18 protein-coding genes are annotated in these 23,228 nt (G+C 66.7%); 10 read left to right on the top strand and 8 right to left on the bottom strand.

Annotated features, from left to right (window positions below; genetic code table 11):
* Position 1 precedes the first annotated feature (1 nt).
* The 3 genes from ACN5KJ_RS07025 (at position 2) to ACN5KJ_RS07015 (ending at position 3,149) form a co-directional block, all read left to right on the top strand.
* On the top strand, positions 2 to 859 hold the full coding sequence (locus tag ACN5KJ_RS07025) for a carbohydrate ABC transporter permease (RefSeq protein WP_418592912.1): 858 nt from the start codon (positions 2 to 4) through the stop codon (positions 857 to 859).
* A gap of 223 nt (positions 860 to 1,082) precedes the next feature.
* Entirely contained in the window at positions 1,083 to 1,358 is a 276-nt protein-coding gene (locus ACN5KJ_RS07020) for a DUF2160 domain-containing protein (RefSeq protein WP_418592911.1), read from the top strand.
* A gap of 69 nt (positions 1,359 to 1,427) precedes the next feature.
* Positions 1,428 to 3,149, top strand: a complete 1,722-nt coding sequence (locus ACN5KJ_RS07015; protein ID WP_347166510.1) for an ABC transporter substrate-binding protein — start codon at positions 1,428 to 1,430, stop codon at positions 3,147 to 3,149.
* A 218-nt stretch (positions 3,150 to 3,367) separates the two neighbouring features.
* Here the strand turns inward: ACN5KJ_RS07015 and ACN5KJ_RS07010 are convergent, their stop codons facing one another.
* The 3 genes from ACN5KJ_RS07010 to ACN5KJ_RS07000 all read right to left on the bottom strand — a co-directional run bounded on the left by ACN5KJ_RS07010 (position 3,368) and on the right by ACN5KJ_RS07000 (position 8,510).
* A complete protein-coding gene (locus ACN5KJ_RS07010) occupies positions 3,368 to 4,615 on the bottom strand; it encodes a saccharopine dehydrogenase NADP-binding domain-containing protein (protein ID WP_418592909.1) in 1,248 nt (415 codons plus the stop codon).
* Positions 4,616 to 4,665: 50 nt separating this feature from the next.
* Positions 4,666 to 5,757: a carboxynorspermidine decarboxylase gene (locus tag ACN5KJ_RS07005; RefSeq protein WP_418592907.1), complete on the bottom strand. Its 1,092-nt coding sequence runs from the start codon at positions 5,755 to 5,757 to the stop codon at positions 4,666 to 4,668.
* Positions 5,758 to 6,305: 548 nt separating this feature from the next.
* Positions 6,306 to 8,510 (bottom strand): NADP-dependent isocitrate dehydrogenase, encoded by a 2,205-nt coding sequence (locus ACN5KJ_RS07000; RefSeq protein WP_418592905.1) that lies wholly within the window; start codon positions 8,508 to 8,510, stop codon positions 6,306 to 6,308.
* Between the two features lie 381 nt (positions 8,511 to 8,891).
* Between ACN5KJ_RS07000 and ACN5KJ_RS06995 the strand changes: the two genes are divergently transcribed.
* Entirely contained in the window at positions 8,892 to 9,863 is a 972-nt protein-coding gene (locus ACN5KJ_RS06995) for a GGDEF domain-containing protein (protein ID WP_418592904.1), read from the top strand.
* Between the two features lie 2 nt (positions 9,864 to 9,865).
* Here the strand turns inward: ACN5KJ_RS06995 and ACN5KJ_RS06990 are convergent, their stop codons facing one another.
* The 3 genes from ACN5KJ_RS06990 to ACN5KJ_RS06980 form a co-directional block, all read right to left on the bottom strand.
* Entirely contained in the window at positions 9,866 to 11,824 is a 1,959-nt protein-coding gene (locus ACN5KJ_RS06990) for a transketolase family protein (protein ID WP_418592902.1), read from the bottom strand.
* A 99-nt stretch (positions 11,825 to 11,923) separates the two neighbouring features.
* A complete protein-coding gene (locus ACN5KJ_RS06985) occupies positions 11,924 to 12,907 on the bottom strand; it encodes a LysR family transcriptional regulator (RefSeq protein WP_347166503.1) in 984 nt (327 codons plus the stop codon).
* A gap of 185 nt (positions 12,908 to 13,092) precedes the next feature.
* The gene (locus tag ACN5KJ_RS06980; protein ID WP_418592900.1) at positions 13,093 to 14,433 is read right to left on the bottom strand and encodes an NAD(P)H-dependent oxidoreductase; all 1,341 of its coding nucleotides are present in this window, start codon (positions 14,431 to 14,433) and stop codon (positions 13,093 to 13,095) included.
* A gap of 159 nt (positions 14,434 to 14,592) precedes the next feature.
* Here ACN5KJ_RS06980 and ACN5KJ_RS06975 point away from each other — a divergent pair, with 159 nt between their 5' ends.
* The 3 genes from ACN5KJ_RS06975 (at position 14,593) to ACN5KJ_RS06965 (ending at position 17,433) form a co-directional block, all read left to right on the top strand.
* Positions 14,593 to 15,444, top strand: a complete 852-nt coding sequence (locus ACN5KJ_RS06975; RefSeq protein WP_418592899.1) for a transketolase — start codon at positions 14,593 to 14,595, stop codon at positions 15,442 to 15,444.
* 86 nt (positions 15,445 to 15,530) lie between these two features.
* Positions 15,531 to 16,577 (top strand): transketolase family protein, encoded by a 1,047-nt coding sequence (locus ACN5KJ_RS06970; RefSeq protein ID WP_418592897.1) that lies wholly within the window; start codon positions 15,531 to 15,533, stop codon positions 16,575 to 16,577.
* A 100-nt stretch (positions 16,578 to 16,677) separates the two neighbouring features.
* Positions 16,678 to 17,433 carry an SDR family NAD(P)-dependent oxidoreductase gene (locus ACN5KJ_RS06965; protein ID WP_418592895.1) on the top strand — a complete coding sequence of 252 codons (756 nt, stop codon included), beginning with the start codon at positions 16,678 to 16,680 and terminating at the stop codon, positions 17,431 to 17,433.
* A 134-nt stretch (positions 17,434 to 17,567) separates the two neighbouring features.
* Here the strand turns inward: ACN5KJ_RS06965 and ACN5KJ_RS06960 are convergent, their stop codons facing one another.
* Both ACN5KJ_RS06960 and ACN5KJ_RS06955 read right to left on the bottom strand, forming a co-directional pair.
* Complete coding sequence (locus tag ACN5KJ_RS06960) at positions 17,568 to 18,413, bottom strand: fumarylacetoacetate hydrolase family protein (RefSeq protein WP_418592893.1); 846 nt, start codon at positions 18,411 to 18,413, stop codon at positions 17,568 to 17,570.
* A gap of 57 nt (positions 18,414 to 18,470) precedes the next feature.
* Entirely contained in the window at positions 18,471 to 19,142 is a 672-nt protein-coding gene (locus ACN5KJ_RS06955; protein ID WP_347166499.1) for a GntR family transcriptional regulator, read from the bottom strand.
* Positions 19,143 to 19,335: 193 nt separating this feature from the next.
* Between ACN5KJ_RS06955 and ACN5KJ_RS06950 the strand changes: the two genes are divergently transcribed.
* The 3 genes from ACN5KJ_RS06950 to ACN5KJ_RS06940 all read left to right on the top strand — a co-directional run bounded on the left by ACN5KJ_RS06950 (position 19,336) and on the right by ACN5KJ_RS06940 (position 22,870).
* Positions 19,336 to 20,349: a TRAP transporter substrate-binding protein gene (locus ACN5KJ_RS06950; protein WP_418592891.1), complete on the top strand. Its 1,014-nt coding sequence runs from the start codon at positions 19,336 to 19,338 to the stop codon at positions 20,347 to 20,349.
* Between the two features lie 110 nt (positions 20,350 to 20,459).
* Positions 20,460 to 21,275 carry a TRAP transporter small permease subunit gene (locus ACN5KJ_RS06945; protein WP_418592889.1) on the top strand — a complete coding sequence of 272 codons (816 nt, stop codon included), beginning with the start codon at positions 20,460 to 20,462 and terminating at the stop codon, positions 21,273 to 21,275.
* Positions 21,275 to 22,870 (top strand): TRAP transporter large permease, encoded by a 1,596-nt coding sequence (locus ACN5KJ_RS06940; protein WP_418592887.1) that lies wholly within the window; start codon positions 21,275 to 21,277, stop codon positions 22,868 to 22,870. Before ACN5KJ_RS06945 ends, ACN5KJ_RS06940 begins: the two co-directional genes overlap by 1 nt.
* Positions 22,871 to 23,228: the final 358 nt, after the last annotated feature.

The following is a 23,228-nucleotide window of genomic DNA, read 5'->3' as shown; positions in this document are numbered from 1 at the left end:
GATGGCCGACGCAACATCCGGCTCTGTCACCGTCCGCGCACCCGTGGCCAAGCGCCTGAAGGTGAACGGCAGCGCCGTGGTCATGACGCTGTACCTGCTGTTCCTGCTCTTGCCGATCTACTGGCTGCTCAACATGAGCTTCAAGACCAACACCGAGATCCTCAACACCTTCACTCTGATCCCGGCCTACCCGACGCTGGACAACTACCGCACGATCCTGACGGACCCGGCGTGGTACATGGGCTACGTGAACTCGCTGATCTACGTGGTCATGAACACCGCGATCTCGCTGGCCGTGGCCCTGCCCGCCGCCTATGCCTTTTCGCGCTACTCGTTCATGGGCGACAAGCACCTGTTCTTCTGGCTGCTGACCAACCGCATGGCGCCGCCAGCGGTCTTCGCGCTGCCCTTCTTCCAGCTGTATTCCTCGGCGGGTCTCTTCGACACGCATATCGCGGTGGCGCTGGCGCATTGCCTCTTCAACGTGCCGCTGGCGGTCTGGATCCTCGAAGGCTTCATGCGCGGCGTCCCGAAAGAGATCGACGAGACGGCCTATATCGACGGCTACAGCTTCGGCGGCTTCTTCGTGAAGATCTTCATGCCGCTGATCGCGTCGGGCATCGGCGTGGCGGCCTTCTTCTGCTTCATGTTCTCGTGGGTGGAACTGCTGCTGTCGCGCACCCTGACGACGGTGGACGCCAAGCCCATCGCGGCGATCATGACCCGGACGCAGGGCGCGAGCGGCATCGACTGGGGCGTGCTGGCGGCGGCGGGCATCCTGACCATCGTGCCGGGGGCCTTGGTCATCTGGTTCGTGCGCAACTACATCGCCAAGGGCTTTGCCCTGGGGAGGGTGTGATGAGGGCCACAACAGAGGCGCGCAGGCGCCAAGCCCGACCTCGGGGGGGCGCATGCCCGGCTGCAGGCTGGCACGACAGTGCTCAACAGGACCGTCGTCCTTTCGGGTTGGGGCATCGCGGGAAAGCCCTCCCGGGGGGGAGGGCGGGCTTGGCGCATGCGCGCCGGTTCCCTCTGGTGGTTGACGGCATACCCCACAAAATCGTCGCAGGAGGATACCGCTAATGGCATGGATGGCATGGACCTGGCCCACGGCGATCTTCTTCATGGTCATCGCAGGCCTCCTGATCACCTTCACCGTTCTCGCGATCAAGTTCCCCGAGACGCCGCGCACCGGCATCCTGCGGATCGAGACCACGCGCGGCGACCGGCTGTTCATCACGCTTCTGGGCAGCGCCTTCATCAACCTCGCGTGGCTCGGGCTGATCGGCCCCGAGACCCAGCCCTGGGCGCTGGCCGCCTGTCTTGTCTACGCGGCGGCGGTGTTCCGCTGGGTATGACCTGAACCCGCGTCCGCCAAGGAGAGGCGGGCGCAGCGACTACAAGTTCACATAAGGGAGGATCCAAGAATGAACTTGATGCTGAAATCGACCACCGCGCTTGCGGTGGCGCTGAGCCTCACCGGCTCGGGCGCCTGGGCCGACATGGCCGCGGCGACCGAGTTCCTCGACGCGGAGATCGGCGACATGTCCGCCCTGACCCGCGCAGAGCAGGAAGCCGAGATGCAGTGGTTCATCGACGCCGCCGCGCCGATGGCCGGGATGGAAATCAAGGTCGTTTCCGAGACCATCACCACCCACGAATACGAAAGCCAGGTGCTGGCGCCCGCCTTCACCGCGATCACCGGCATCCAGGTCACCCACGACCTGATCGGCGAGGGCGACGTGGTCGAGAAGCTGCAGACGCAGATGCAGTCGGGCGAGAACATCTATGACGGTTATGTCAACGATAGCGACCTGATCGGCACCCACTGGCGCTATCAGCAGGTGCGCAACCTGACCGACTGGATGGCCAACGAAGGCGCCGACGTGACCAGCCCGACGCTGGACATCGAAGACTTCATCGGCACGGATTTCACCACTGCCCCGGATGGCAAGCTGTACCAGTTGCCGACCCAGCAGTTCGCGAACCTCTACTGGTTCCGCTACGACTGGTTCAACGACGAGAAGAACAAGGCCGACTTCCAGGAGAAATACGGCTACGAGCTGGGTGTGCCGGTCAACTGGTCGGCCTACGAGGACATCGCCGAGTTCTTCACCGGGCGCGACCTGTCGCACATGGGCGTCGATGGCGAAATCTTCGGCAACATGGACTACGGCAAGAAGGACCCCAGCCTTGGCTGGCGCTACACCGATGCCTGGCTGTCGATGGCCGGCGCCGGGTCCAAGGGTGAGCCGAACGGCCTGCCGGTGGACGAATGGGGCATCCGCGTGAACGAGCAGTCGCAGCCGGTGGGGTCCTGCGTGGCCCGTGGCGGCGCGACCAACGGCCCCGCTGCCGTCTATGCCGTCACCAAGGCCATCGAGTGGCTGGAGAAATACACGCCCCCGGCGGCCGCGGGCATGACCTTCTCCGAGGCCGGCCCGATCCCGGCGCAGGGCAATGTCGCCCAGCAGATGTTCTGGTACACCGCCTTCACCGCCGACACGGTGAAGCCCGGCCTGCCGGTGATGAACGAGGACGGCACGCCCAAGTGGCGCATGGCCCCCTCGCCGCATGGCGTCTACTGGGAAGAGGGCACCAAGATCGGCTATCAGGACGTGGGTTCCTGGACGCTGATGAAGTCCACCCCCGTCGACCGCGCCAAGGCCGCATGGCTTTATGCGCAGTTCGTGACGTCGAAGACCGTCGACGTGAAGAAGGCCCATGTCGGCCTGACCTTCATCCGCGAGTCGACGATCCAGCACGAGAGCTTCACCGAGCGCGCCGACAAGCTGGGCGGCCTGGTGGAATTCTACCGCTCGCCCGCGCGGGTGGCATGGTCGCCCACGGGCACCAACGTGCCGGACTACCCGAAGCTGGCGCAGCTGTGGTGGCAGAACATCGGCGATGCCATGTCGGGTGCCAAGACCCCGCAAGAGGCGCTGGACGCGCTTTGTGCCGACCAGGAGCGGGTGATGGAGCGCCTGGAGCGTGCCGGCATCCAGGGCGACATCGGCCCCAAGCTGAACGAGGAAAAGGACCCGCAGGAGTGGCTTGCGATGGAAGGCTCGCCCAAGGCGAAGCTGGACAACGAGGACGAAGAGCCCAAGACCGTGTCCTATGACGAGCTGATCAAGTCCTGGCAGTAAGCGGGATTTGAACGGATATGGCCGGGGCGCTGTAGCGGCGCCCCGGCTTTTTCATGCGCGGGCAAAATTCTTGAAGAATTTTGGGCGCTTCGCGGGTGAGGCTCTCGTGGGAGGCGCGGTTACAGGGGCTCTGCCCCCGGCCCTCACGGGCCTCCCCCGAGGTATTTGGACGACCAAAGAAGAGGGGGCGCGCCGGTCCGGGCACGCCCCCTCTGCTGTCAGACCTCGGTCCAGCTTTTGTCTTCGCCCTTGAGGCCGCCCACGAGGACGCGGGTCGGCAGGCCGATGGCGTCGAGGAGGGTGAAGAAGGGCTTGGGGTCCAGTTCCTCGACGTTCTTCATGGTCTTCGCGTCCCATGTGCCGTCGGCCACCAGCATGGCGGCGGCCACCGGGGGAACGCCCGCGGTGTAGGAGATGCCCTGGCTGCCCACTTCCTCGTAGGCTTCCTTGTGGTCGGCCACGTTGTAGACGAAGTATTCCACCGGCTGGCCGTCCTTCGTGCCCTTCACGAGGTCGCCGATGCAGGTCTTGCCGGTGTAGTCGGGCGCGAGGCTGGCGGGGTCGGGCAGGCAGGCCTTGACGACCTTCAGGGGCACGACCTCTCCGCCGTCGGCCAGTTTGACCGGTTGCTCGGACAGGAGGCCGATGTTCTTCAGCACCGTGAAGACGTTGATGTAGTGGTCGCCGAAGCCCATCCAGAAGCGCACGTCCGCGTCGGGGTAGTTGGTGGCCAGCGAGTGCACCTCGTCATGGCCGGACTGGTAGGCCTTGGAGGGGCCGACCACCGGCAGGTCCCATTCGTGGCCCGAGGCGAACATGGTGGTTTCTTTCCACTGCTTGTCTTCCCAGTAGTAGACCACGCCGGTGAATTCGCGGAAGTTGATCTCGGGGTCGAAGTTGGTGGCGAAATATCTGCCGTGCGAGCCGGCGTTGATGTCGACGATGTCGATGCTTTTGACCTCGTCCATCTGGTCGATGGCAAAGCGCGCGAAGGCATTCACCACGCCCGGGTCGAAGCCCGCGCCGAGGATCGCCGTGACGCCCTTTTCCGCGCAGAGATCGCGTTTCTTCCACTCGTAGTTGGCGTACCAGGGCGGCGTCTCGCAGATCTTTTCGGGCTCTTCGTGGATCGCCGTGTCGATATAGGCGCAGCCGGTCTCGATGCAGCCGTCGAGCACGTGCATGTTCACGAAGGCGGTGCCCACGTTGATGCAGATCTGCGCGCCGGTCTGGCGGATCAGCGCGGCGACGGCGGCGCTGTCGGTGGCGTCCACCGCATGTGCCTCGAAGGTGCCCGGCACCTTCATCGCGCCCTTGTCATGCACGCTGGCGATGATGGCGTCGCATTTAGACTTCGTGCGGCTGGCGATATGCAGGTCGCCCAGCACGTCGTTGTTCTGCGCGCATTTATGCGCGACCACCTGAGCGACGCCACCGGCGCCGATGATGAGAACGGTCTTTTTCATGCCGGTCCCTCCTTGGCTGTAAGTCATGCGCCCCGGGGGGCGCGGCTGCATCACGACAGGGCCGCCGCGAAATCCTGGTAATCGAAAGAGCGCACGAGGCGTTCGGTTCCGTCAAGTTCCCGGATCGCGATGGACGGCATCTGCACCCCGTTGAACCAGTTCTTCTTGACCATTGTGTAACCGGCGGCGTCGTCGATGGACAAACGGTCGCCGGGCTTCAGCGGCGCCGGGAAGCGGAACTCTCCGAAGATATCGCCCGCAAGGCAGCTCTTGCCGCAGATCATCCATTCCTGTTCGCCCGACTCGGCCATCCTGGCGCTTTCGCGGTAGATCAGCAGGTCGAGCATATGCGCCTCGATCGAGCTGTCGACGATGGCGAGGTTCTTGCCGTTGTAGAGCGTGTCGAGCACCGTGACCTCGAGCGTCGTCGACTTGGTGATCGCGGCCTCGCCCGGTTCCAGGTAGACCTGCACCTCGTTGGTGCCGGCGAAGCGCTTCAGCCGTTCTGCCAGCCTGTCCAGCGGATAGCCCTCGCCGGTGAAGTGGATGCCGCCGCCGAGGCTGATCCAGTCCATGCGGCGGATCAGATGGCCGAAGCGCTGCTCGATCATGCCCAGCATGGCGTCGAAGCGTTCGAAATCCGCGTTCTCGCAGTTGTTGTGGAACATGAAGCCGCTGATCAGGTCGGCCACCGGTGCGATGTCCTCGGGCGCGTGTTCGCCGAGGCGCGAGAAGGGGCGCGCCGGGTCGGCAAGGTCGAAGCCGCTGGTGGAGACGCCGGGGTTCACGCGCAACCCGCGGGTATGGCCCCGCGACACCTCTTCGAAGCGGGTCAGCTGCTGGGCGGTGTTGAAGATGATCTTGTCGGAGGAGGCCAGCACCTCGTCGATCTCGTCCGGCGCCCAGGCCACGGAATAGGCGTGGGTCTCGCCGGGGAATTTCTCGCGGCCCAGCTTGACCTCGAAGAGCGAGGAAGATGTGGTGCCGTCCATGTACTCGCTCATCATGTCGAAGACCGACCAGGTGGCGAAGCATTTCAGCGCCAGCAGGGCCTTGGCGCCCGAGTGTTCGCGCAGCCAGGCGATCTTTTCCATGTTCGGCAGCAGGCGGGCCTTGTCGATCAGGTAATAGGGAGTCTGCATGGTCCTGTCCTCCGCGCGGGTTACGTCCCGACCTAGTGGGGCAGACCCCGAAGGGCAATGGCATGTTGGGCCCGGAGCGCCGGGAAATGCGGTTTTGCCCGGCGCGACCAAGCGCCTGTCTCCATGGTATGTGGCTTTTCCCGCGCCTGTTCCGCCGTCCCGGCAGGGCCTGCTTCGACAGCCCGCCGGAGCCGGAATCGCCCTTCCCTGCCCTCGGCGCCCCGCATGGCTGCGGCACATGCTGGACCGGCAGGACCGCCTTGCGCATCCGACCGCGCGGCTGGCCTGCCTGGGCGACAGGCCGGATCGCGGCGAGAGCCGCCGCATGGTGCTGCAGGAGCTTCACGCCCTGTCGCGCAGCGCCGGGGACCGGAGGGCCTGCCTCTTGGGCGCGGACGTACTTCCGACATCGCCGGGGGACCGTTTTCTTTCAAAGAAAACGGCCCGAAGTCTTTGCAAGACTTCGGCGCCTCGGCAGGCCGCGCCGCCCATGAAAAAGGGCGCCCCCGGCAGGGGACGCCCGATCTCGTCAGCACTCGGTTGTCCGATCAGCCGATGATTTCGTTCAGCGTCTGGCTGGGACGCATCACCGCCGCCGTCTTGGCCGGGTCGCTGTGGTAGTAGCCACCCAGATCCGCCGGTTTGCCCTGCGCTGCCGCAAGCTCGCCGGTGATCGCCGCCTCGCCATCGGCCAGCGCCTTGGCGATGGGCGCGAAATGCGCCGCCAGTTCGGCGTCGTCGGACTGCGCGGCCAGGGCCTCGGCCCAGTAGCGGGCGAACCAGTAGTGGCTGTCGCGGTTGTCCGGCTCTCCGACCTTGCGCGAGGGCGAGCGGTCGTGGTCGAGGATGCCCTGCGTCGCGGCCTCTACCGCGTCACCCAGCACCCGCGCCTTGGCGTTGCCCTTCTGGTCGGCGAGGAACTTGAACGATTCCCCCAGCGCGCAGAACTCGCCCAGGCTGTCCCAGCGCAGGTGGTTCTCTTCCTGCAGCTGCTGGACGTGCTTGGGGGCAGAGCCGCCGGCGCCGGTTTCAAACAACCCGCCGCCCTGCATCAGCTTCACGATGGACAGCATCTTGGCCGAGGTCGCCAGTTCGAGGATCGGGAAGAGGTCGGTCAGGTAGTCGCGCAGCACGTTGCCGGTGATGGCAATGGTGTTCTCGCCCTTGGTGATGGTCTCCAGCGAGGCAATGGTCGCCTCGCGGGGCGCCATGATCTCGAACTTGTCGGCCACGCCCTTGGCTTCGAGGATCGGCTTGACCATGGCGATCAGCTGGGCGTCATGGGCGCGGTTCGCGTCCAGCCAGAAGATCGACCGGTAGCCGGTGGCCTTCTGCCGCTCGATGGCCAGGTTCACCCAGTCCTCGATGGGTGCCTTGCGGGCCGAGGCAGAGCGCCAGATGTCGCCCGCTTCGACCTTGTGCGAATGCAGCACGGTGCCGTCGTCCAGCACCATCTTCACGGTGCCGTCCTCGGGGATTTCGAAGGTGGTCGGGTGGCTGCCGTATTCTTCCGCCTTCTGCGCCATCAGGCCAAGGTTCTGGACCGTGCCCGCGGTGGCCGGATTCAGCGCGCCGTTCTCTTTGAAGAACGCGATGGAGGCCTCATAGACCGGCGCATAGCTGTTGTCGGGGATCACGCAGTTGGTGTCGTGTTCCTTGCCGTCAGGGCCCCAGCCCTTGCCGCCCGCGCGGATCAGCGCCGGCATCGAGGCGTCGATGATCACGTCGGACGGGACGTGCAGGTTGGTGATGCCCTTGTCCGAGTTCACCATGTACATCGGCGGACGGGTGTCGCGCACCGCGTCGATGGCGGCCATGATGTCGGCCTCGTCCTTCACCTTCTCCAGCAGCGAGCCCAGGCCGCCGTTGGGGTCGACGCCCAGTTCCTTCATGCGGTCGCCATACTGGTCGAAGACCGGCTTCAGCCACTGCGTCACCGCGTGGCCGAAGATGATCGGGTCAGAGACCTTCATCATCGTGGCCTTCATGTGCAGCGAGAAGAGCGTGCCCTCGTCCTTGGTCTTGGCGATCTCGTCGGCGAGGAAGGCATCCAGAGCCTTGGCCGACATGTAGGTCGCGTCGACAACGGTGCCTGCGGGGTAGGACACGCCGTCCTTGAGGACCGTCTCGCCAGCGGCGGTTTCCAGCACGATCTTCGCGGTCGCGGGTTTGTCGAGGGTCGCGGAGACTTCGTTCGAGAAGAAGTCGCCGCCCGACATGGAGGCGACGCGGGTCTTGCTGTCCGCGGTCCACGCGCCCATCCGGTGCGGGTTGTTCTGCGCGAATTTCTTCACCGCAGCGGCGGCGCGGCGGTCAGAGTTGCCCTCGCGCAGGACCGGGTTCACGGCAGAGCCCTTGATGGTGTCGTACTTGGCCCGCGCGGCTTTTTCCGCGTCGGTCGCGGGCGCCTCGGGGTAATCGGGCAGCGCGTAGCCCTGCGCCTGAAGCTCCTTGATCGCGGCGACCAGCTGCGGGACCGAGGCCGAGATGTTCGGCAGCTTGATCACGTTGGCCTCGGGCGTCTTGACCAGTTCGCCGAGGATCGCGAGGTCGTCGGGGATACGCTGCTCTTCGGTCAGCGCCTCGGGGAAGGTTGCGATGATGCGCCCGGCGAGGCTGATGTCCTTCGTGCCGACGGTCACGCCGGCGGCAGAGGCGAATTTCTGGATGATCGGCAGGAAAGAGGCCGAGGCCAGCTCGGGCGCCTCGTCGACCTTGGTGTAGATGATGTCAGGCGTGGTCTGATCGGACATGAAGAATTCCCTTCGTTCGAGTCTGGCCACCCATAGGCCAAACTTGGGCACAGGTCCACAGTATGCAGCCGTATACATTGCCGCAGCGCGAGCCGGGCACCCCCCGCCCATGAGAGGATCCTTGCCGACCCCTCGCCGCTTTCCCGCGGGCATTAACCGATCATTAGGGACTCGGCTCCTAAGAGACTTATTGAGCGGTTTTTTTGTCCGGGGGACGACCATGAGCCACAGACTGCACGGACCGGCGGGACCACGCCCTACCGGATGCCCCTTGCCTGCGTCCCCCACCACACCCTTGCAGAGGCGGGGACCGGCTGCGCCCGCCGTGCCGCGCCCTTGCCGCTGCGCCGCGATCTGAGGCAAGACAAGGGGTCGCGGAGAATGTCACAGCAATCCGGCACCGCCTTCGCGCTGAGCCTGATCGCCCAGTCGATAGAGCGTTCGCCGCAGGCGGCGATCCTGCTCGACTGCTCCTGGCGCATCCTGCTGGCCAACCGCGAGGCGCGCAGGCTGCACGGGCTGACCACCCGCGCCCTATTGCCCGCCGTTGCGACCTCTGACAGCTGCGGGATCGCCCGGGGCCTGGCCCAGGCGCTGTGCGGCACCCGGGCCATCCCGATGAAGCTGAGTTTCGGCAGCACGACGCAGGCCTTTCAGGCCTGGCGGGTCGATCCGCTGCCCGGCGAGAAACACGGCATGGTCATGCTGAAGGCCGACCCCGCGCCCGGCGCGGCGGCGCGGCTGCGCAGCCTCACCGCCGCCCATGCCGAAGCCGAGGAACGGCTGGCCATCGCCGAGGAAGAGCGGCAGCGCCTGCGCCGCACGGCAGCGCAACTGGACACCATCGCCAAGACCGACATGCTGACCGGCCTGCTGAACGCCCATGCCTTCCGCCTGCGCTGCGCCAGCGGCCTTGCGCGGGGCGATCTGGACGGCGCCCTGCTTTTCGTCGACCTGAACGGCTTCAAGCCGGTGAACGACCGTTTCGGTCACGCCGCCGGTGATCATGTGCTGCGGCTGGTGGCCCGCACCCTGCGCGCCGCCCTGGGCGAGGGCGATCTGGTCGGGCGCCTTGGCGGCGACGAGTTCGGGCTATGGCTGCGCGGCGCCGATGCGGAAAGCCTGCCGGACCGGCTGGCCGATCTGCGCGCGGCGCTGGCGCAGCCGATCACCTGGGAACGGCAGCCGGGCGTGACGGTGCTGCTGCCGCATGGCGGCGCGGCCATCGGCGCGGCGGTCTGGCCCGCGGACGGGCGCCGCTACGAGGATCTTCTGGCCACCGCCGATCACCGCATGTACGCCGACAAGCCCGAGACCCGCCGGGACCGCCCCGAAAGCCGCAGCCGCGCCTGAGGTCAGCGCCCCAGAAGACCCCGTGCCTCTTCGGCGATCCGCTCTGCCGTGATGCCGAAATGCCGGTACAGCGCCTCTGTCCGATCCGATGCGCCGAAGCCCGTCATCCCGACAAAGGCGTCGCCGCGATCCAGCCAGCGCTGCCAGCCGAATTCCATCGCCGCCTCGACCCCGACGCGCGGCGCGGTGCCAAGGACGTCGGACTGGTAGGCCGCGTCCTGTTCGTCGAACAGCTCCCAGCAGGGCATCGACACGACGGCGGCGCGGATGCCCTCTTTGGCCAGCAGGGCGCGGGCCTCGACGGCCAGCGCGACTTCTGTCCCGGTGGCCAGCAGCGTCACGTCACGCGCGCCCTCGTGCCCCGGCAGCACATAGGCGCCCCGGCGGCTGAGGTTCCGCGACCCGTCCCGGCGCACCGGCAGCGCCTCCTGCTTCGACAGGGCCAGCAGCGCGGGCGTGCGGCGGCTTTCCATGCAGATCTCCCAGGCCTCGGCGGTCTCGATGGCGTCGGCGGGGCGGAAGACGCGAAAGTTCGGCATGGCGCGGTAGCTGGCGAGGATCTCGACCGGCTGGTGGGTCGGCCCGTTCGAGCCGACACCGATGGAATCGTGGCTGAAGACAAACAGGCCCGGCAGCCCCATCAGCGCGGCCATGCGCATGGCGGGGCGTTCGTAATCGGCGAAGGCCAGATAGGTGACGTTGACCGGTCGCAGCCCGCCATGGGCGGCAATGCCGTCGGTCATGGCGCCCATCAGGTGCTCTCGCACGCCGCAATGCACGTATGACCCGCTGCGGTCCTGCGCCGTCAGCGCATGGCGGCCGCGCTTGTGGTTCGTCGGTGCCTCGAGGTCGGCGCAGAGCACCAGCGTTTCGGGCAGGGCCTCGGCCAGCGCGTCGCAGACGTCGCCCGAGGACAGGATCGTGGCGCGCGGCTCCAGCGCGGCCTGCGCGCGCAGGCGGTTGGCCGTCCCGGCCCAGTCGTCGGGCAGCGCGCCCGAGATCCAGCGGTCGAAATCGGCACGCTCGGCATGGCCCGCGCGGCGCTGCTGCCAGTCGCCGTGATCCGTCGCGGCGCGCTGCATGGCCTGCGCCCAGTCGGCGCGGACCGCCTCGGGCACCTCGAAGGACCCGGCGCTCCAGTCCAGCTCGGTGCAGGCCTCGACGCGGTCCTGCGGCGTCAGCGGCGCGCTGTGACCGCCGCGCTGGCCCTGAAGCCGGGGCAGCCCGCGCGCGATGGTCGTGCGGCAGGCCAGCAGCGAGGGGCGCGGGTCGTCCTTCGCCGCCGCCAGCGCTGCATCGACGGCGGCGATGTCGTGGCCGTCCAGTTCCTGCACATGCCACCCGGCGGCGCGGAAGCGTGCGGGCACGTCCTCGGAGATCGACAGCAGCGTGTCGCCGTCGTCGGTGATGTGGTTGTCGTCCCAGAGGAAGGTCAGCTTGCCCAGCCGCAGGTGCCCCGCCAGCGACACCGCCTCTTGGCCGACGCCCTCTTGCAGGCAGCCGTCGCCGACAAAGGCCCACGTCCGGTGATCCACCAGATCGCCGCCGAATTCCGCGTTCAGCCGCGCCTCGGCCACCGCCATGCCGACGGCGCAGGCGATGCCCTGCCCCAGAAGGCCGGTGGTGATCTCGATGCCCGCGTGCTGCTCGATCTCGGGGTGGCCCGCGCAGGTCGAACCCAGACGGCGGAAGGTCTTCAGCGCGTCCAGCGAGACCGCGTCATAGCCCGCCAGATGCAGCAGCGAATAGAGCAGCGTCGAGCCATGGCCGTTCGACAGAACCACCCGGTCGCGGTCGGGCCAGAGCGGGTCGGCGGGCGCGGCCTTCAGGTGGTTGGCGTAAAGCGTCGCGGCGATCTCTGCCATGCCCAGTGGCACGCCCTGATGCCCCTCGCCCGCGTTCAGGATGGTGTCGAGCGCAAGAAAGCGGATGGCGTTGGCCATGCTCTGGATATCGGTCATGGGTCTTCTCCCGGGGGCCTTGGGGTCGTCTGGCGACAGGCCTTACCCGGTTTTGCACCGGCTGCCTTTGAAGTTCTCCTAACAAGGATGTGTCACGGACTACAGGGTATCGGGGTCAAATCCGGCCTGCGGCACCGGCGGCGCGAAGGAACATCCCAGCGCGGTCAGACAGGCGCGGGTCTCGGCCTCGTGCTCCTTCGCGGCGCCCTCGATCCAGCCGTGAAAGCGCCCGACGATACGGCGGTTCAGGTGGCGCGGCGGGCAGACAAACCAATAGGCCGGGAACTCGATGACCGGCAGCGTGGGGAACAGCGGCACCAGCGACCCCTCGGCCAGTTGCGGCAGGCAGAGCGCCGCGCTGTCCAGTGCCACGCCGCCGCCCTCGCGCGCCATTTCCAGCGCCATCGAGGAGCGGTCGAAGCGGAAGGGGTACTGCGGCAGCGCCAGCGTCACGCCGGTGGCCGCCAGCCAGAGATCCCAGCGCAAGAGCGATTTGACGCTGTCGATCAGCCGCGCCGCCGTCAGAAGCTCGGCCGGGTCCGCGCCCACCTCGGCCACCAGCCGGTCGCGGTAGGCCGGGCTGGCCATGGGCAGCACGAGGTCATGCATCAGCGGTTCCACCGTCAGCCCCGCCCAGTCGCCCTGCCCGTAGCGCAGGTCGAGGTCGATGGCCTCGGTCTCGAAACTGGAATAGTCGGGGGTGGCGTCGACGCGGATCGCCCAGTCCGGGTGCAACTCGGCAAAGCGGGCGATGCGGGTGCCCAGCCAGCGCACCCCGAAGGTCGGGCTGACCCGCAGCGACAGGGACCGCATGTCGCGCTGCCGCCCGATGGCATTGCGCGCGTTCCTGAGTGCGCCGAAGGCCTGCGTGGTGACCTGAAACAGCCGGTCGCCGTCCTGCGTCAGCACCAGCCGCCGCTTCTCGCGCCGGAACAGGCGGATGCCAAGCTGCGTCTCCAAAAGGCGGATCTGCTGGCTGACGGCAGAGGGCGAAACGCCAAGCTCTCCGGCGGCGCGGGTCACGGTGCCCAGACGGGCCACCGCCTCGAAGTATTCCGTCGCCTTGAGGTTGATGTCGCGCATGGATGCCGCCCTCCCCGTGGCGGCACCCGCTTGATAGCGCGGAAAGCCGGGGCTTTCCCAGCCCTTGCAGGTCTTGACCTTGCCCTGTCTCCGTGCGACCAAACCCCGCCTGTTGGGAGACGGCGCGCCCGGGCCCACCCCGGTCGGACTGGCAGGATGGGCCCCGCCCCATCCTGCGCCAGCCCTCAGCCGTCCAGCAGCGCCTTCTGCTCCTCCCGCATCTGCACGATGTCCAGATCCTCCACGATCTCGACGTCGTCGAAGCTGACCACCTGATCCTTCTCGATGGCGCGCTTCAGCTTGACGTGATGCGCCAGCCCGATGGGCAGGGCGTTCTTCTGCACCGATTGCGTGGCCGGGATCGCCTTGGCCCAGACCTTGTAGCCGCCCTCGCCGTCAAGGAACTCGCCCGCCTGAAAGCTGCCCTTGGAGGTCGCAACCGCATCGGCGCGGTAGCGCGTCGAGGACCCCGTCGCCTCGCCCCGCAGCACGGCGGAGAGCACCGAGACCGAGGTCTCCAGCCCGATCAGGTGGAAGGGCCGCCACATGGACCCGTACCAGCCCGACTTGTCGGTCAGCAGGCCGTATTGCTGGAAACAGGCGCGGGTGTATTCGTCGGGCGCCTTGAAGGTCACGAACATGCCGTACTGGATGTTGTTCAACACCATGCGCCCGTCCGGCTCGCGGCTGGCGGCAATATCGACGATGCCGGGTTTCTCCAGCCGCCCGCCCGCGCTGACCGGCTTGAAGACCTCTGCGAGGTCCTGCAGGCCCGAGGGCGGAAAGGTCAGCCCGTCCGAGGGGCAGTCGAGCCCGGTGGCATTGGCGACGGCGGCCATCTCGATCGCCGCCTTGGTGCCGTCGGTGAAGGAGTTGTACATCTTCGGGTTAAAGTCGCCTGCCGCGACCTCTTCCTCGCTCCAGCCGAAGTAGCCCCAGACCGTGTCCGGCGTCGAATAGCGGTAGGCGGGGGCGAAGTTCATGCCCTTGCCCGCCGCCATCAGTTCGAAGCCGCAGGCATGCACCCAGTCCACCAGCTCGCAAATCGCCGCGGGCTGGTCGCCGTAGGCCATGGAATAGACCACGCCCTTCTGCCGCGCCCGCTCCGCCAGCAGCGCGCCGCACAGGACGTCCGCCTCGACGTTGACCATGACCACATGCTTGCCCGCGTCGATGGCGGCCATGGCATGCCGCAGCCCGGCGATGGGGTGGCCGGTGGCCTCGATGATGCACTCGATCCCCTCGGCCTCGCAAAGCGCCCTGGCGTCCTGTGTCAGGAAGGCCGTGCCGTTGTCCATGGCGTCGCCGAAGGAGGTCGCCGCATAGCGGTCCTCGGACCAGCCGACCCGCGCCAAAGATCCGCGCGCCTTCACCGGGTCCAGATCGGCGATGCCGACGATGTGATAGCCCGGAATGCACTTCGCCTGCGCCAGGATCATCGAGCCGAATTTCCCGGCCCCGATCAGCCCCACCCGCACCGGGCGGCCCTCGGCGGTGCGTTCTGCCAGCATGCGCGACAGGTTCATGGTCTCTCTCCTCCTGCAATGGGTCGCGGCGACCATGCGGCAGCACGCCAGGGCCTTCCATTTAGATCCGCTAACGAAATGCTTAAGAAAACCCGATTGAAAATGCGCCCCCTGCGCGCCAGTGATCGCGCCGACACGATCCGCAGGGAGGCAGGCCCCATGACCACCGACACCGGCAAACCCGGCTCCAACACCAGCCTTGCACAGCGCGCCTGGGCGATCCGCCGCAATGCGCTTCTGATGGGCGAGGTGCAGGGGCAGGGCTACATTGGCCAGGCGCTCGGCGCCGCCGACCTGCTTGCGGTCAGCTACTTCCACGCCATGGACTACCGCCCCGGCGACCCCGAGTGGGAGGGCCGCGACCGCTTCTACCTGTCGATCGGCCACTACGCGATCGCGCTCTATGCCGCGATGATCGAGGCCGGCATCCTGCCCGAGGACGAAATCGCCACCTACGGCATGGACGACTCGCGCCTGCCCATGTCCGGCATGGCCAGCTACACGCCGGGGATGGAAATCACCGGCGGCTCGCTCGGCCACGGCCTCGGCATCGCGGTGGGTGCCGCCATGGGGCTGAAGCGCAAGGGCTCGGACCGCTTCGTCTACAACCTGCTCTCGGACGGCGAATTGGGCGAAGGCTCGACATGGGAGGCGGTGATGTCCGCGACCCAGTGGAAGCTCGACAACCTGATCGCCATCGTCGACTTCAACAACCAGCAGGCCGACGGTCCGACCCGCGACGCGCTGGCCCAGACGCCCGAGGCCCCCAAGTGGGAGGCTTTCGGCTGGCACGCCCAGGAGGTCGACGGCAACGACATGGACGCGCTGGTGCAAGCCTTCGACACCGCCCGGACGCTGAAAGACGCCAAGCCCCGCGTAATCATCTGCAACACCAGGATGTGCAAGGGCATCCCCTTCCTCGAAGAGCGCGAGATCACCCACTTCGTCCGCGTCGAGCCGGAAGAATGGCAAAAGGCGCTGGCGATCCACGACGCCAACAAGCCCGCCTGATCCGCCCTTCTCTGGTCCCGAAATACCTCGGGGGAGGCGCGCAGCGCCGGGGGCAGAGCCCCTTCACCCCCAGACAGGAGCCCCACATGACCGACGTTCCCTTCGGCCCGAACTCCCGCCGCAAGTCCAAATACGCCCCGCGCACCGCACCGGGCGCCGAGGGCGCCCGCACCTCCGCCATGATCGCCTCTCTGGATGCGGAGGGGCGCGAGACCATCGCCACCCCCTTCGGCACCGCGCTCTGCGAACTGGCAGCGCAGCGCGACGATGTGGTCGGCCTCTCCGCCGACCTGTCGAAATACACCGACATGCACATCTTCGCGAAGGAATACCCCGACCGCTTCTACCAGATGGGCATGGCCGAACAGGTGCTGATCTCCGCCGCCGCCGGGCTGGCGCGCGAGGGCTTCATGCCCTTCGCCACCACCTACGCGGTCTTCGCCTCGCGCCGCGCCTATGACTTCATCGCCATGGCCATCGCCGAGGAAAACCTGCCCGTGCGCATCTGCTGCGCCCTGCCGGGCCTGACCACCGGCTACGGCCCCAGCCATCAGGCGACAGAGGACCTCGCGATCTTCCGCGGCATGCCCAACCTGACGATCATCGACCCCTGTGACGCCACCGAGACCGCGCAGGCCACCCACGCCATGGGGACCATCGACGGCCCCGTCTACATGCGCCTCCTGCGCGGCAAGGTGCCCGACGTGCTGGGCGACTACGGCTACCAGTTCAAACCGGGCAAGGCACAGGTGATCCGCGAGGGCCGCGACGTGCTCTTCATCTCCTCGGGCTTCATGACCATGCGCACCCTCGACGCCGCCGCCCAGCTGGCCAAGGACGGTACCGATTGCGCCGTCCTGCACGTGCCCACGATCAAACCGCTCGACACCGAGACCATCCGCGCCGCGGCCGCGAAATCCGGCCGCCTCGTCGTCACTGCCGAAAACCACAGCCTGATCGGCGGCCTCGGCGAAGCCGTCGCCACCGCGCTGCTGACCGGCGGCATCCACCCGAGCTTCCGCATGATCGGCCTGCCGGACGAATTCCTCGACGCGGGCGCCCTGCCCACCCTGCACCACCAATACGGGATCTCGGTCGAGGCCATCTGCGCCTCGGTCAAATCCTGGCTCTGACCCCAGCTTCTTCTGTCCGAAAATATCCCGGGGGAGGCGCAAGGCGCCGGGGGCAGAGCCCCCACCTGCCCCCCTCCCCCGCCAACATGGAGCACACCGCATGACACTTCTCGACGGCAAGACCGCCATCATCACCGGCGCCGCCTCGGCGCGCGGCCTCGGCAAGGCCACCGCGACGCTCTTCGCCGAACACGGTGCGAAGATCGCCGTGCTCGACCTCGACCTCGACGCGGCCAAGGCCGCCGCCGCCGACCTGCCCGGCGCGGGCCACATCGGTCTGGCCTGCAACGTCACCGACAAATGGGCCTGCATCGACGCCGCCGCGGCGGTGCTGGAAGCCTTCGGTCAGGCCGACATCCTCGTGAACAACGCGGGCATCACCCAACCGCTGAAGCTGATGCAGATCGAGCCCGAGAACTACGACGCGGTGACCGACGTGAACCTGCGCGGCACCCTCTACATGAGCCAGGCGATCATCCCGCACATGCGTGAGCGCAGGAGCGGCTCGATCGTCAACATCTCGTCGGTCTCGGCACAACGCGGCGGCGGCATCTTCGGCGGGCCGCACTACTCGGCGGCGAAGGCGGGTGTGCTGGGCCTGACCAAGGCCATGGCCCGCGAACTGGCGCCCGACGGCATCCGCTCGAACGCGGTCTGTCCCGGCTTCATCGCCACCGACATCACCGGAGGCAAACTGACGCCCGAAATGATGGAGATGATCCTCGACGGCATCCCCATGGGCCGCGCCGGAGAGGCCTCGGACGTGGCGGGCTGCTGCCTCTTCCTCGCCTCGGATCTTTCCGCCTATGTCACCGGCTCCGAGGTGGACGTGAACGGCGGATCGCTGATCCACTGAGCCGTTCGATCCGGCGGCGGCCATGCGAGGGGCCAGCCCCTCGCGCTCCCCGGGATATTTTCGGACAGAAGAAACAGGGCGCCGGGGTTTCGACCGCGGCGCCCCTTTTTCGGACCCTTGTCGGGTCGCGCGGCTTACCCGGCGGCGACCACTTCCTGGCGCTGCTCGCCAAGGCCCGCGACGCGCAGCTCCATGACATCACCCGGCTTCAGGAAGCGCTGGGGGTTCATGCCCAGACCCACGCCCGAGGGCGTGCCGGTGGCGATGATGTCGCCCGGCATCAGCTTCATGAACTGGCTCATGTAGCTGACGATCTCGCGCACCGAGAAGATCATGTCCGAGGTGTCGCTGTCCTGCACGCGCTCGCCGTTCAGGTCCAGAGACAGCTCCAGCGCCTGCGGGTCCGGCACCTCGTCCGCGGTCACCAGGTAGGGGCCGCAGGGCCCGAAGGTCGGCGCCGACTTGCCCTTGATCCACTGGCCGCTGCGTTCCGCCTGGAAGGCGCGCTCGGACACGTCGTTGATCACGCAGTAGCCCGCCACGTGATCCAGCGCGTCCTCCTCCGAGACATAGAGCGTCTCGCGGCCGATGATCACGCCCAGCTCGACCTCCCAGTCGGATTTTTCCGAGGTGCGCGGGATCACCACCGGGTCGAAGGGACCGGACAGCGACGAGGTGGCCTTCGAGAAGAGAATCGGCTCTTTCGGGTTCTTGGCGCCGGTCTCTGCCGCGTGCTTGGCGTAGTTCAGACCGATACAGAAGAAGTTCGGCACCGAGGCGAGGCAGGCGCCGATGCGGCCCGGCTCTTCGACCAGCGGCAGCGAGGCCGGGTCCAGCGCGCGGATGCGATCCAGCGAGTCCGGCGTCAGCGCCGCGCCGGCCAGAACCGGCAGATGGGCCGACAGATCGCGAACCTTGCCTTCGGCATCCAGCATCCCGGTCTTTTCAGAGCCCGCGGGCCCAAATCGCAACAGTTTCATGGTGCGTTCTTCCTCCTTAGAACTTCGGGTGTCCTGTAACGACCCCCGGCCCGTGGTTTACGTGCGCGCCTCGGTGAGCGCCAGCGCGTCTTCCTCGAAGCGGTGCCGGACGTTGATCGACAGGTGTTCCAGGTGGCCGCCGATCTCGCGGGCGACGCGGGCGGCATCGCGGGCCACCAGCCCCTCGACGATGGCGCGGTGCTGGTTCAGCACCCGGTCGCGGGACCGCTTGCGCGCCGCCGACAGGAAGCGTGCGCGCCAGAGCCGCGAGAGATAGGCGTTGTGGGCTTCGGCCATGGAAGCGTTGTGCGAGGCCTGGGCGATGGCGACGTGGAACCTCATGTCGATCTCGAAGACATCCACGGCATCGAGGTCGTCATAGACCTTCTCCATGTATTCCTGGATCTCGCGAATGCCCGCGATTTCCGCATCCGTCGCCCGTTCGCAGGCGAGTTCCGCCGACTTCAGTTCCAGCGTGGCCAGAACCTCTATGTTGTCGCAGATTTCCTGCAACGAGGGATTGGCCACGATCGGGCTGCGCGAGGGGCGCAGGATCACCAGCCCCTCCTTGGCAAGGATGCGGATCGCCTCGCGCATGGGGGTCCGGCTGACCCCCATCTCTGCGGCGTTGTCGCGTTCCTTGATCGAATCCCCCGGCGCCAGTTTCCCGCGCAGGATCTCGCGGCGCAACTGGTGCGCGATCGTCTCGGGCAGAGTCTTGTCCGCCATGCTCCCCCCAGTCCTTCGACCCTGCGGGAATGTCGCTTTTTCTTCCACGCAGAGCAATTTCCGAAATTTGGTATACCAAAAATGGTTGATTGTCGAGGCGGCTTTCGCTAGCGTTCTAACCCGATGGTATACCATCTGCGCGTGGAGGACGCGCAACTTTTCCGGGGCTCCGGCCCCCTCTGGGAGGATACTGATGAAGCTTGTCTCGATTCTGAAAACCGCGGCGATGGCCTCGGTCGTGGCCGTTCCGGCCTTTGCGCAGGACGTCACCCTGCGCATGCAGACCCATTACGCAACCGAGCACCCGACCGGCCAGATGCTGGCCACCTTCATCGACGACGTGCAGACCATGTCCGACGGCGCCATCGCCATCGAGATGTTCTACAGCTCGTCCGTGGTCGCCACGACCGAAACCTTCGACGCGGCCATCAACGGCATCGTCGACTGCGATGCCACCGGCGGCGCCTACCAGACCGGCAAGAACCCGGCGTTCCAGTTCGTCGGCGACATCATGGGCGGCTACGAGACCCCCTGGCAGCAGTACAGCTGGCTGTACCACGGCGGTGGCTACGACGCCGCCCAGGAACTGTACAACGCCAACGACATGCAGCTGATCGGCTGGTCGATCTACGGTCAGGAATCGCTCTCCTCCTCCAAGCCGCTGAACGGTTTCGAAGACATCAAGGGCTGGAAGTTCCGGTCGCCCCCGGGCATGGAAACCGAGATCTTCGAAGAGCTGGGCGCCTCGCCCATCGTGATGGACTTCACCGAGATCTTCACCGCGCTTGAAACCGGCATCATCGACGGCGCCGACGCCTCCGGTCTGGCCAACAACGTCGGTCTTGGCCTCTACGACATCGTCAAGCATGCCACCTACCCCGGCTTCCACTCGATGCCTTCGGACCACCTGGCCTGCAACAAGGCCGTCTGGGACGGTCTGAGCGACGCGCACCGCCGCATCATCGACACCGCGTGGCAGAAGCTGTCCTTCCAGATCGCGCTTGCGAACGAGAAGGCCAATGCCGAAGCCGCCGCCGCGCTGGTCGAGCAGGGCGTGACCCTCTACGACTGGTCGCCGGAAGACCGCGCGGAATTCCGGCGCGCCGCCCAGGTCGCCTGGGAAGACTGGGGCACCCGGTCGCCCGAGGCAGGCGCGATCCTGGCCAGCCACAAGGAATACATGACCAAGCTGGGCCTGATCGAGTGATCCGGCTGGCCCGACGCGACCACGCGCCGGGCCGCATGGAGGACCATGGCGGGCCCCTTGTTTCAGGGGCTCGCTTTTTTACACCCAAAATCAAGGCAGGGGGCTGAACCATGCAGGACAAAAGCCTGTTTCTGGGCTCTATGAGGCGTCCCGTGAAGCTGGCGATGATCGCTTTCACGGCTGTGACGCTGCTCATCTACGCCTGGCTCGTCGTGAACGCGATCTTTTCCGCCGACGCCATCGGCATGCACCAGATGATCCGCCCCGCCGAGGGTGGCCCCATCGTGGTGCTGATGCTTGTGGCCATGACCGGGGCGCTGCTCTTCGCCTCGCTCTATCTTGCGGACTTCAAGGGCGCCATCGAGGCCGAGCCGGACGGCTTCTTCGACATGGTCAGCCTGGTGATCTCGCGGCTGGCGATGATTTCGGTCGCAATCATCGTGATCGTGATGTTCTACGAGGTCGTCGCGCGCTACGTCTTCTCGGCGCCGACGCTCTGGGCGAACGAGCTGTCGCTCTGGATCGCCGCCATCGTCTTCCTGCTGGCCGGGCAATACGCCATGCAGCAGCGCAGCCATATCCGCATCTACGTGATCTACGACATGATGCCCCGCTGGATGCAGAAGACCTCTGACGTGATCTCGGTCCTGCTGATCGTCCTGTTCTTCTTCGCCCTCGTCTGGGGTGGCTGGAACGACGCCATCCGCCGCCTGATGCGGATGGAGACCTTCGGCACCGCCTGGGACCCACCGCTGCCGGGCACCGTGAAGATGGCGATCCTGGTGGCCATCGGCCTGGTGACGATCCAGGCAATTTCCAACCTGATCGCCGACTGGAACAAGGCGCCCGAACATCACAGCGCCGATGACATCGACGAACACGAGATCGAGAACATCCGCCGCACGCTGGAAGAGGACAACACGTAATGGTCGACGTCGGCACACTCTCCCTGATCGTCCTCTTGGCGATGTTCGCATTGCTCGCCATCGGGATGCCGCTGGGCTTTGCCTCGGCCTTCCTTGCCGTGGTGACGCTGGTCCTGAAATTCGACGTCGACATCCTGTTCCGCACCTTCGGACAGGGACCGCTGTCGGTCCTTGGGCAGGCGGTCTACCGGCAGATGACGAACTACGTCCTCATATCGGTGCCCCTGTTCATCTTCATGGCGGCGCTGCTGGAACGATCCGGCATCGCGCGGGACATGTACAACTCGCTGAACGTCTGGCTCAGCCGCGTCCGCGGCGGCATCGCCATCGTGACCTCGATCATGGCCGTCATCATGGCGGCGATGTCGGGGATCATCGGCGGCGAGGTGGTTCTGCTGGGCCTGATCGCCCTGCCGCAGATGCTGCGCCTGAACTACGATCAGAACCTTGCCATCGGCACGATCTGCGCCTCCGGCTCGCTGGGCACCATGATCCCGCCCTCGATCGTCCTGATCTTCTACGGGCTGGTGACCGAGACCTCGATCAAGGCGCTGTTCACCGCCTCCTTCCTGCCGGGCTTCATGCTGGCGACCTTCTTCCTGATCTACATCATCGTGCGCACGCAGATGAATCCCGCGCTGGCGCCGCTGCCGCCCGAAGACCCCGACGCCCCCAAGGGTGGCGAGAAGGGCATGATGTTCCTCGGCTTCCTCGCCAAGTTCACCATGTACTTCACCGGCTTCCTGCTGCTCCGGGCGCTGTTCTTCACGGTGACCGGCGACAACGTCGTGCGCGAGGGCGTGGACCCGATCGTGCTGGGCATGGTCTCGGACATCCCCTGGATCATCGGCGCCTTCGCCATCGCCGCCCTGCTGGTCTTCGTGATCATCGGACGCGAGCGCACGGCGAAGGGCTGGGACATGGGCAAGGGCCTCGTCGCCCCGATCATCGTCATCGGCGTGGTGCTGGGCTCCATCTACATGGGCATCACCGGCATCACCGAAGCGGCGGGCATGGGCGTCGTGGCGGTCTTCGTCATCGGCCTGCTCCGGCGCGAGATGACCTTCGACATCGTCTGGGACAGCCTGATGCGCACCCTGCGGTCGACCGGCACGATCATCTGGGTGACCATCGGCGCGGCAGCCCTCGCGGCGGCCTACACGCTGGCGGGCGGCCCGACCTACGTGGCCAACATGATCGTCAACTCCGACCTGCCCACCATGGGGGTGATCCTGCTGATGATGCTGATCTTCCTCATCATGGGGATGTTCATGGACTGGATCGGCATCGTGCTGCTGATCATGCCGGTCTTCCTGCCCATCGTCATCCGCCTGCCCCCGGAAGAGATCGGCTGGTTCGGCAGCATCGACCCGCGCTTCATCCCGATCTGGTTCGGCGTGGTCTTCTGTATGAACATGCAGGTCAGCTTCCTCTCGCCGCCCTTCGGCCCCGCCGCCTTCTACCTGAAGTCCGTGGCCCCGGCGCATATCTCGCTGACCGACATCTTCAAGGGCTTCCTGCCGTTCATCTGCCTGCAACTGCTGGCACTGATGGTGCTGCTGGCCTGGCCCCCCATCATCACGATCTTCCTCTAGATCGCCCGGGCCGGGACGCCGAAAAGGCGCCCCGGCCTCCCTCTCATCCCGGACGAACGCCCCTCTTTCTCCCCGAACCCGGGCTTCTTCTTGGCCCAAATACCTCCGGGGCTCATCCTTGTCGCGCCATTGGCCCGAAAGACAATGGCGACGGCAGCCCCCAGCCAGAGGCCGCCATGCCCATCTCCGACCGCCTTCAGCCCGACCGCATGCGCATCCCGCCCGACACAGCCGTCGCGGTCTCGATGCAAGAGGCCTCGCCCCAGGGCGAGAGCGCCACAGGCACCGGCGCCCCCCTCCGCGGCGCCCCCATCGCGCCCTTTCCGAGGCTCCCCCATCCGGCCCGGCCATGTCCCCT

This window comes from Ponticoccus sp. (in: a-proteobacteria) (assembly GCF_048381735.1).
Note: the sequence above shows the minus strand (reverse complement) of the source record. Positions and strands in the feature narration are given on the sequence as shown.

What these genes read in the sequence shown, in the direction of transcription:
- ACN5KJ_RS07025 (WP_418592912.1), top strand. Translation starts at nt 2, where the DNA reads ATGGCCGACGCAACATCCGGCTCTGTCACCGTCCGCGCACCCGTGGCC.
- ACN5KJ_RS07020 (WP_418592911.1), top strand. Translation starts at nt 1,083, where the DNA reads ATGGCATGGATGGCATGGACCTGGCCCACGGCGATCTTCTTCATGGTC.
- ACN5KJ_RS07015 (WP_347166510.1), top strand. Translation starts at nt 1,428, where the DNA reads ATGAACTTGATGCTGAAATCGACCACCGCGCTTGCGGTGGCGCTGAGC.
- ACN5KJ_RS07010 (WP_418592909.1), bottom strand. Translation starts at nt 4,615, where the DNA reads ATGAAAAAGACCGTTCTCATCATCGGCGCCGGTGGCGTCGCTCAGGTG.
- ACN5KJ_RS07005 (WP_418592907.1), bottom strand. Translation starts at nt 5,757, where the DNA reads ATGCAGACTCCCTATTACCTGATCGACAAGGCCCGCCTGCTGCCGAAC.
- ACN5KJ_RS07000 (WP_418592905.1), bottom strand. Translation starts at nt 8,510, where the DNA reads ATGTCCGATCAGACCACGCCTGACATCATCTACACCAAGGTCGACGAG.
- ACN5KJ_RS06995 (WP_418592904.1), top strand. Translation starts at nt 8,892, where the DNA reads ATGTCACAGCAATCCGGCACCGCCTTCGCGCTGAGCCTGATCGCCCAG.
- ACN5KJ_RS06990 (WP_418592902.1), bottom strand. Translation starts at nt 11,824, where the DNA reads ATGACCGATATCCAGAGCATGGCCAACGCCATCCGCTTTCTTGCGCTC.
- ACN5KJ_RS06985 (WP_347166503.1), bottom strand. Translation starts at nt 12,907, where the DNA reads ATGCGCGACATCAACCTCAAGGCGACGGAATACTTCGAGGCGGTGGCC.
- ACN5KJ_RS06980 (WP_418592900.1), bottom strand. Translation starts at nt 14,433, where the DNA reads ATGAACCTGTCGCGCATGCTGGCAGAACGCACCGCCGAGGGCCGCCCG.
- ACN5KJ_RS06975 (WP_418592899.1), top strand. Translation starts at nt 14,593, where the DNA reads ATGACCACCGACACCGGCAAACCCGGCTCCAACACCAGCCTTGCACAG.
- ACN5KJ_RS06970 (WP_418592897.1), top strand. Translation starts at nt 15,531, where the DNA reads ATGACCGACGTTCCCTTCGGCCCGAACTCCCGCCGCAAGTCCAAATAC.
- ACN5KJ_RS06965 (WP_418592895.1), top strand. Translation starts at nt 16,678, where the DNA reads ATGACACTTCTCGACGGCAAGACCGCCATCATCACCGGCGCCGCCTCG.
- ACN5KJ_RS06960 (WP_418592893.1), bottom strand. Translation starts at nt 18,413, where the DNA reads ATGAAACTGTTGCGATTTGGGCCCGCGGGCTCTGAAAAGACCGGGATG.
- ACN5KJ_RS06955 (WP_347166499.1), bottom strand. Translation starts at nt 19,142, where the DNA reads ATGGCGGACAAGACTCTGCCCGAGACGATCGCGCACCAGTTGCGCCGC.
- ACN5KJ_RS06950 (WP_418592891.1), top strand. Translation starts at nt 19,336, where the DNA reads ATGAAGCTTGTCTCGATTCTGAAAACCGCGGCGATGGCCTCGGTCGTG.
- ACN5KJ_RS06945 (WP_418592889.1), top strand. Translation starts at nt 20,460, where the DNA reads ATGCAGGACAAAAGCCTGTTTCTGGGCTCTATGAGGCGTCCCGTGAAG.
- ACN5KJ_RS06940 (WP_418592887.1), top strand. Translation starts at nt 21,275, where the DNA reads ATGGTCGACGTCGGCACACTCTCCCTGATCGTCCTCTTGGCGATGTTC.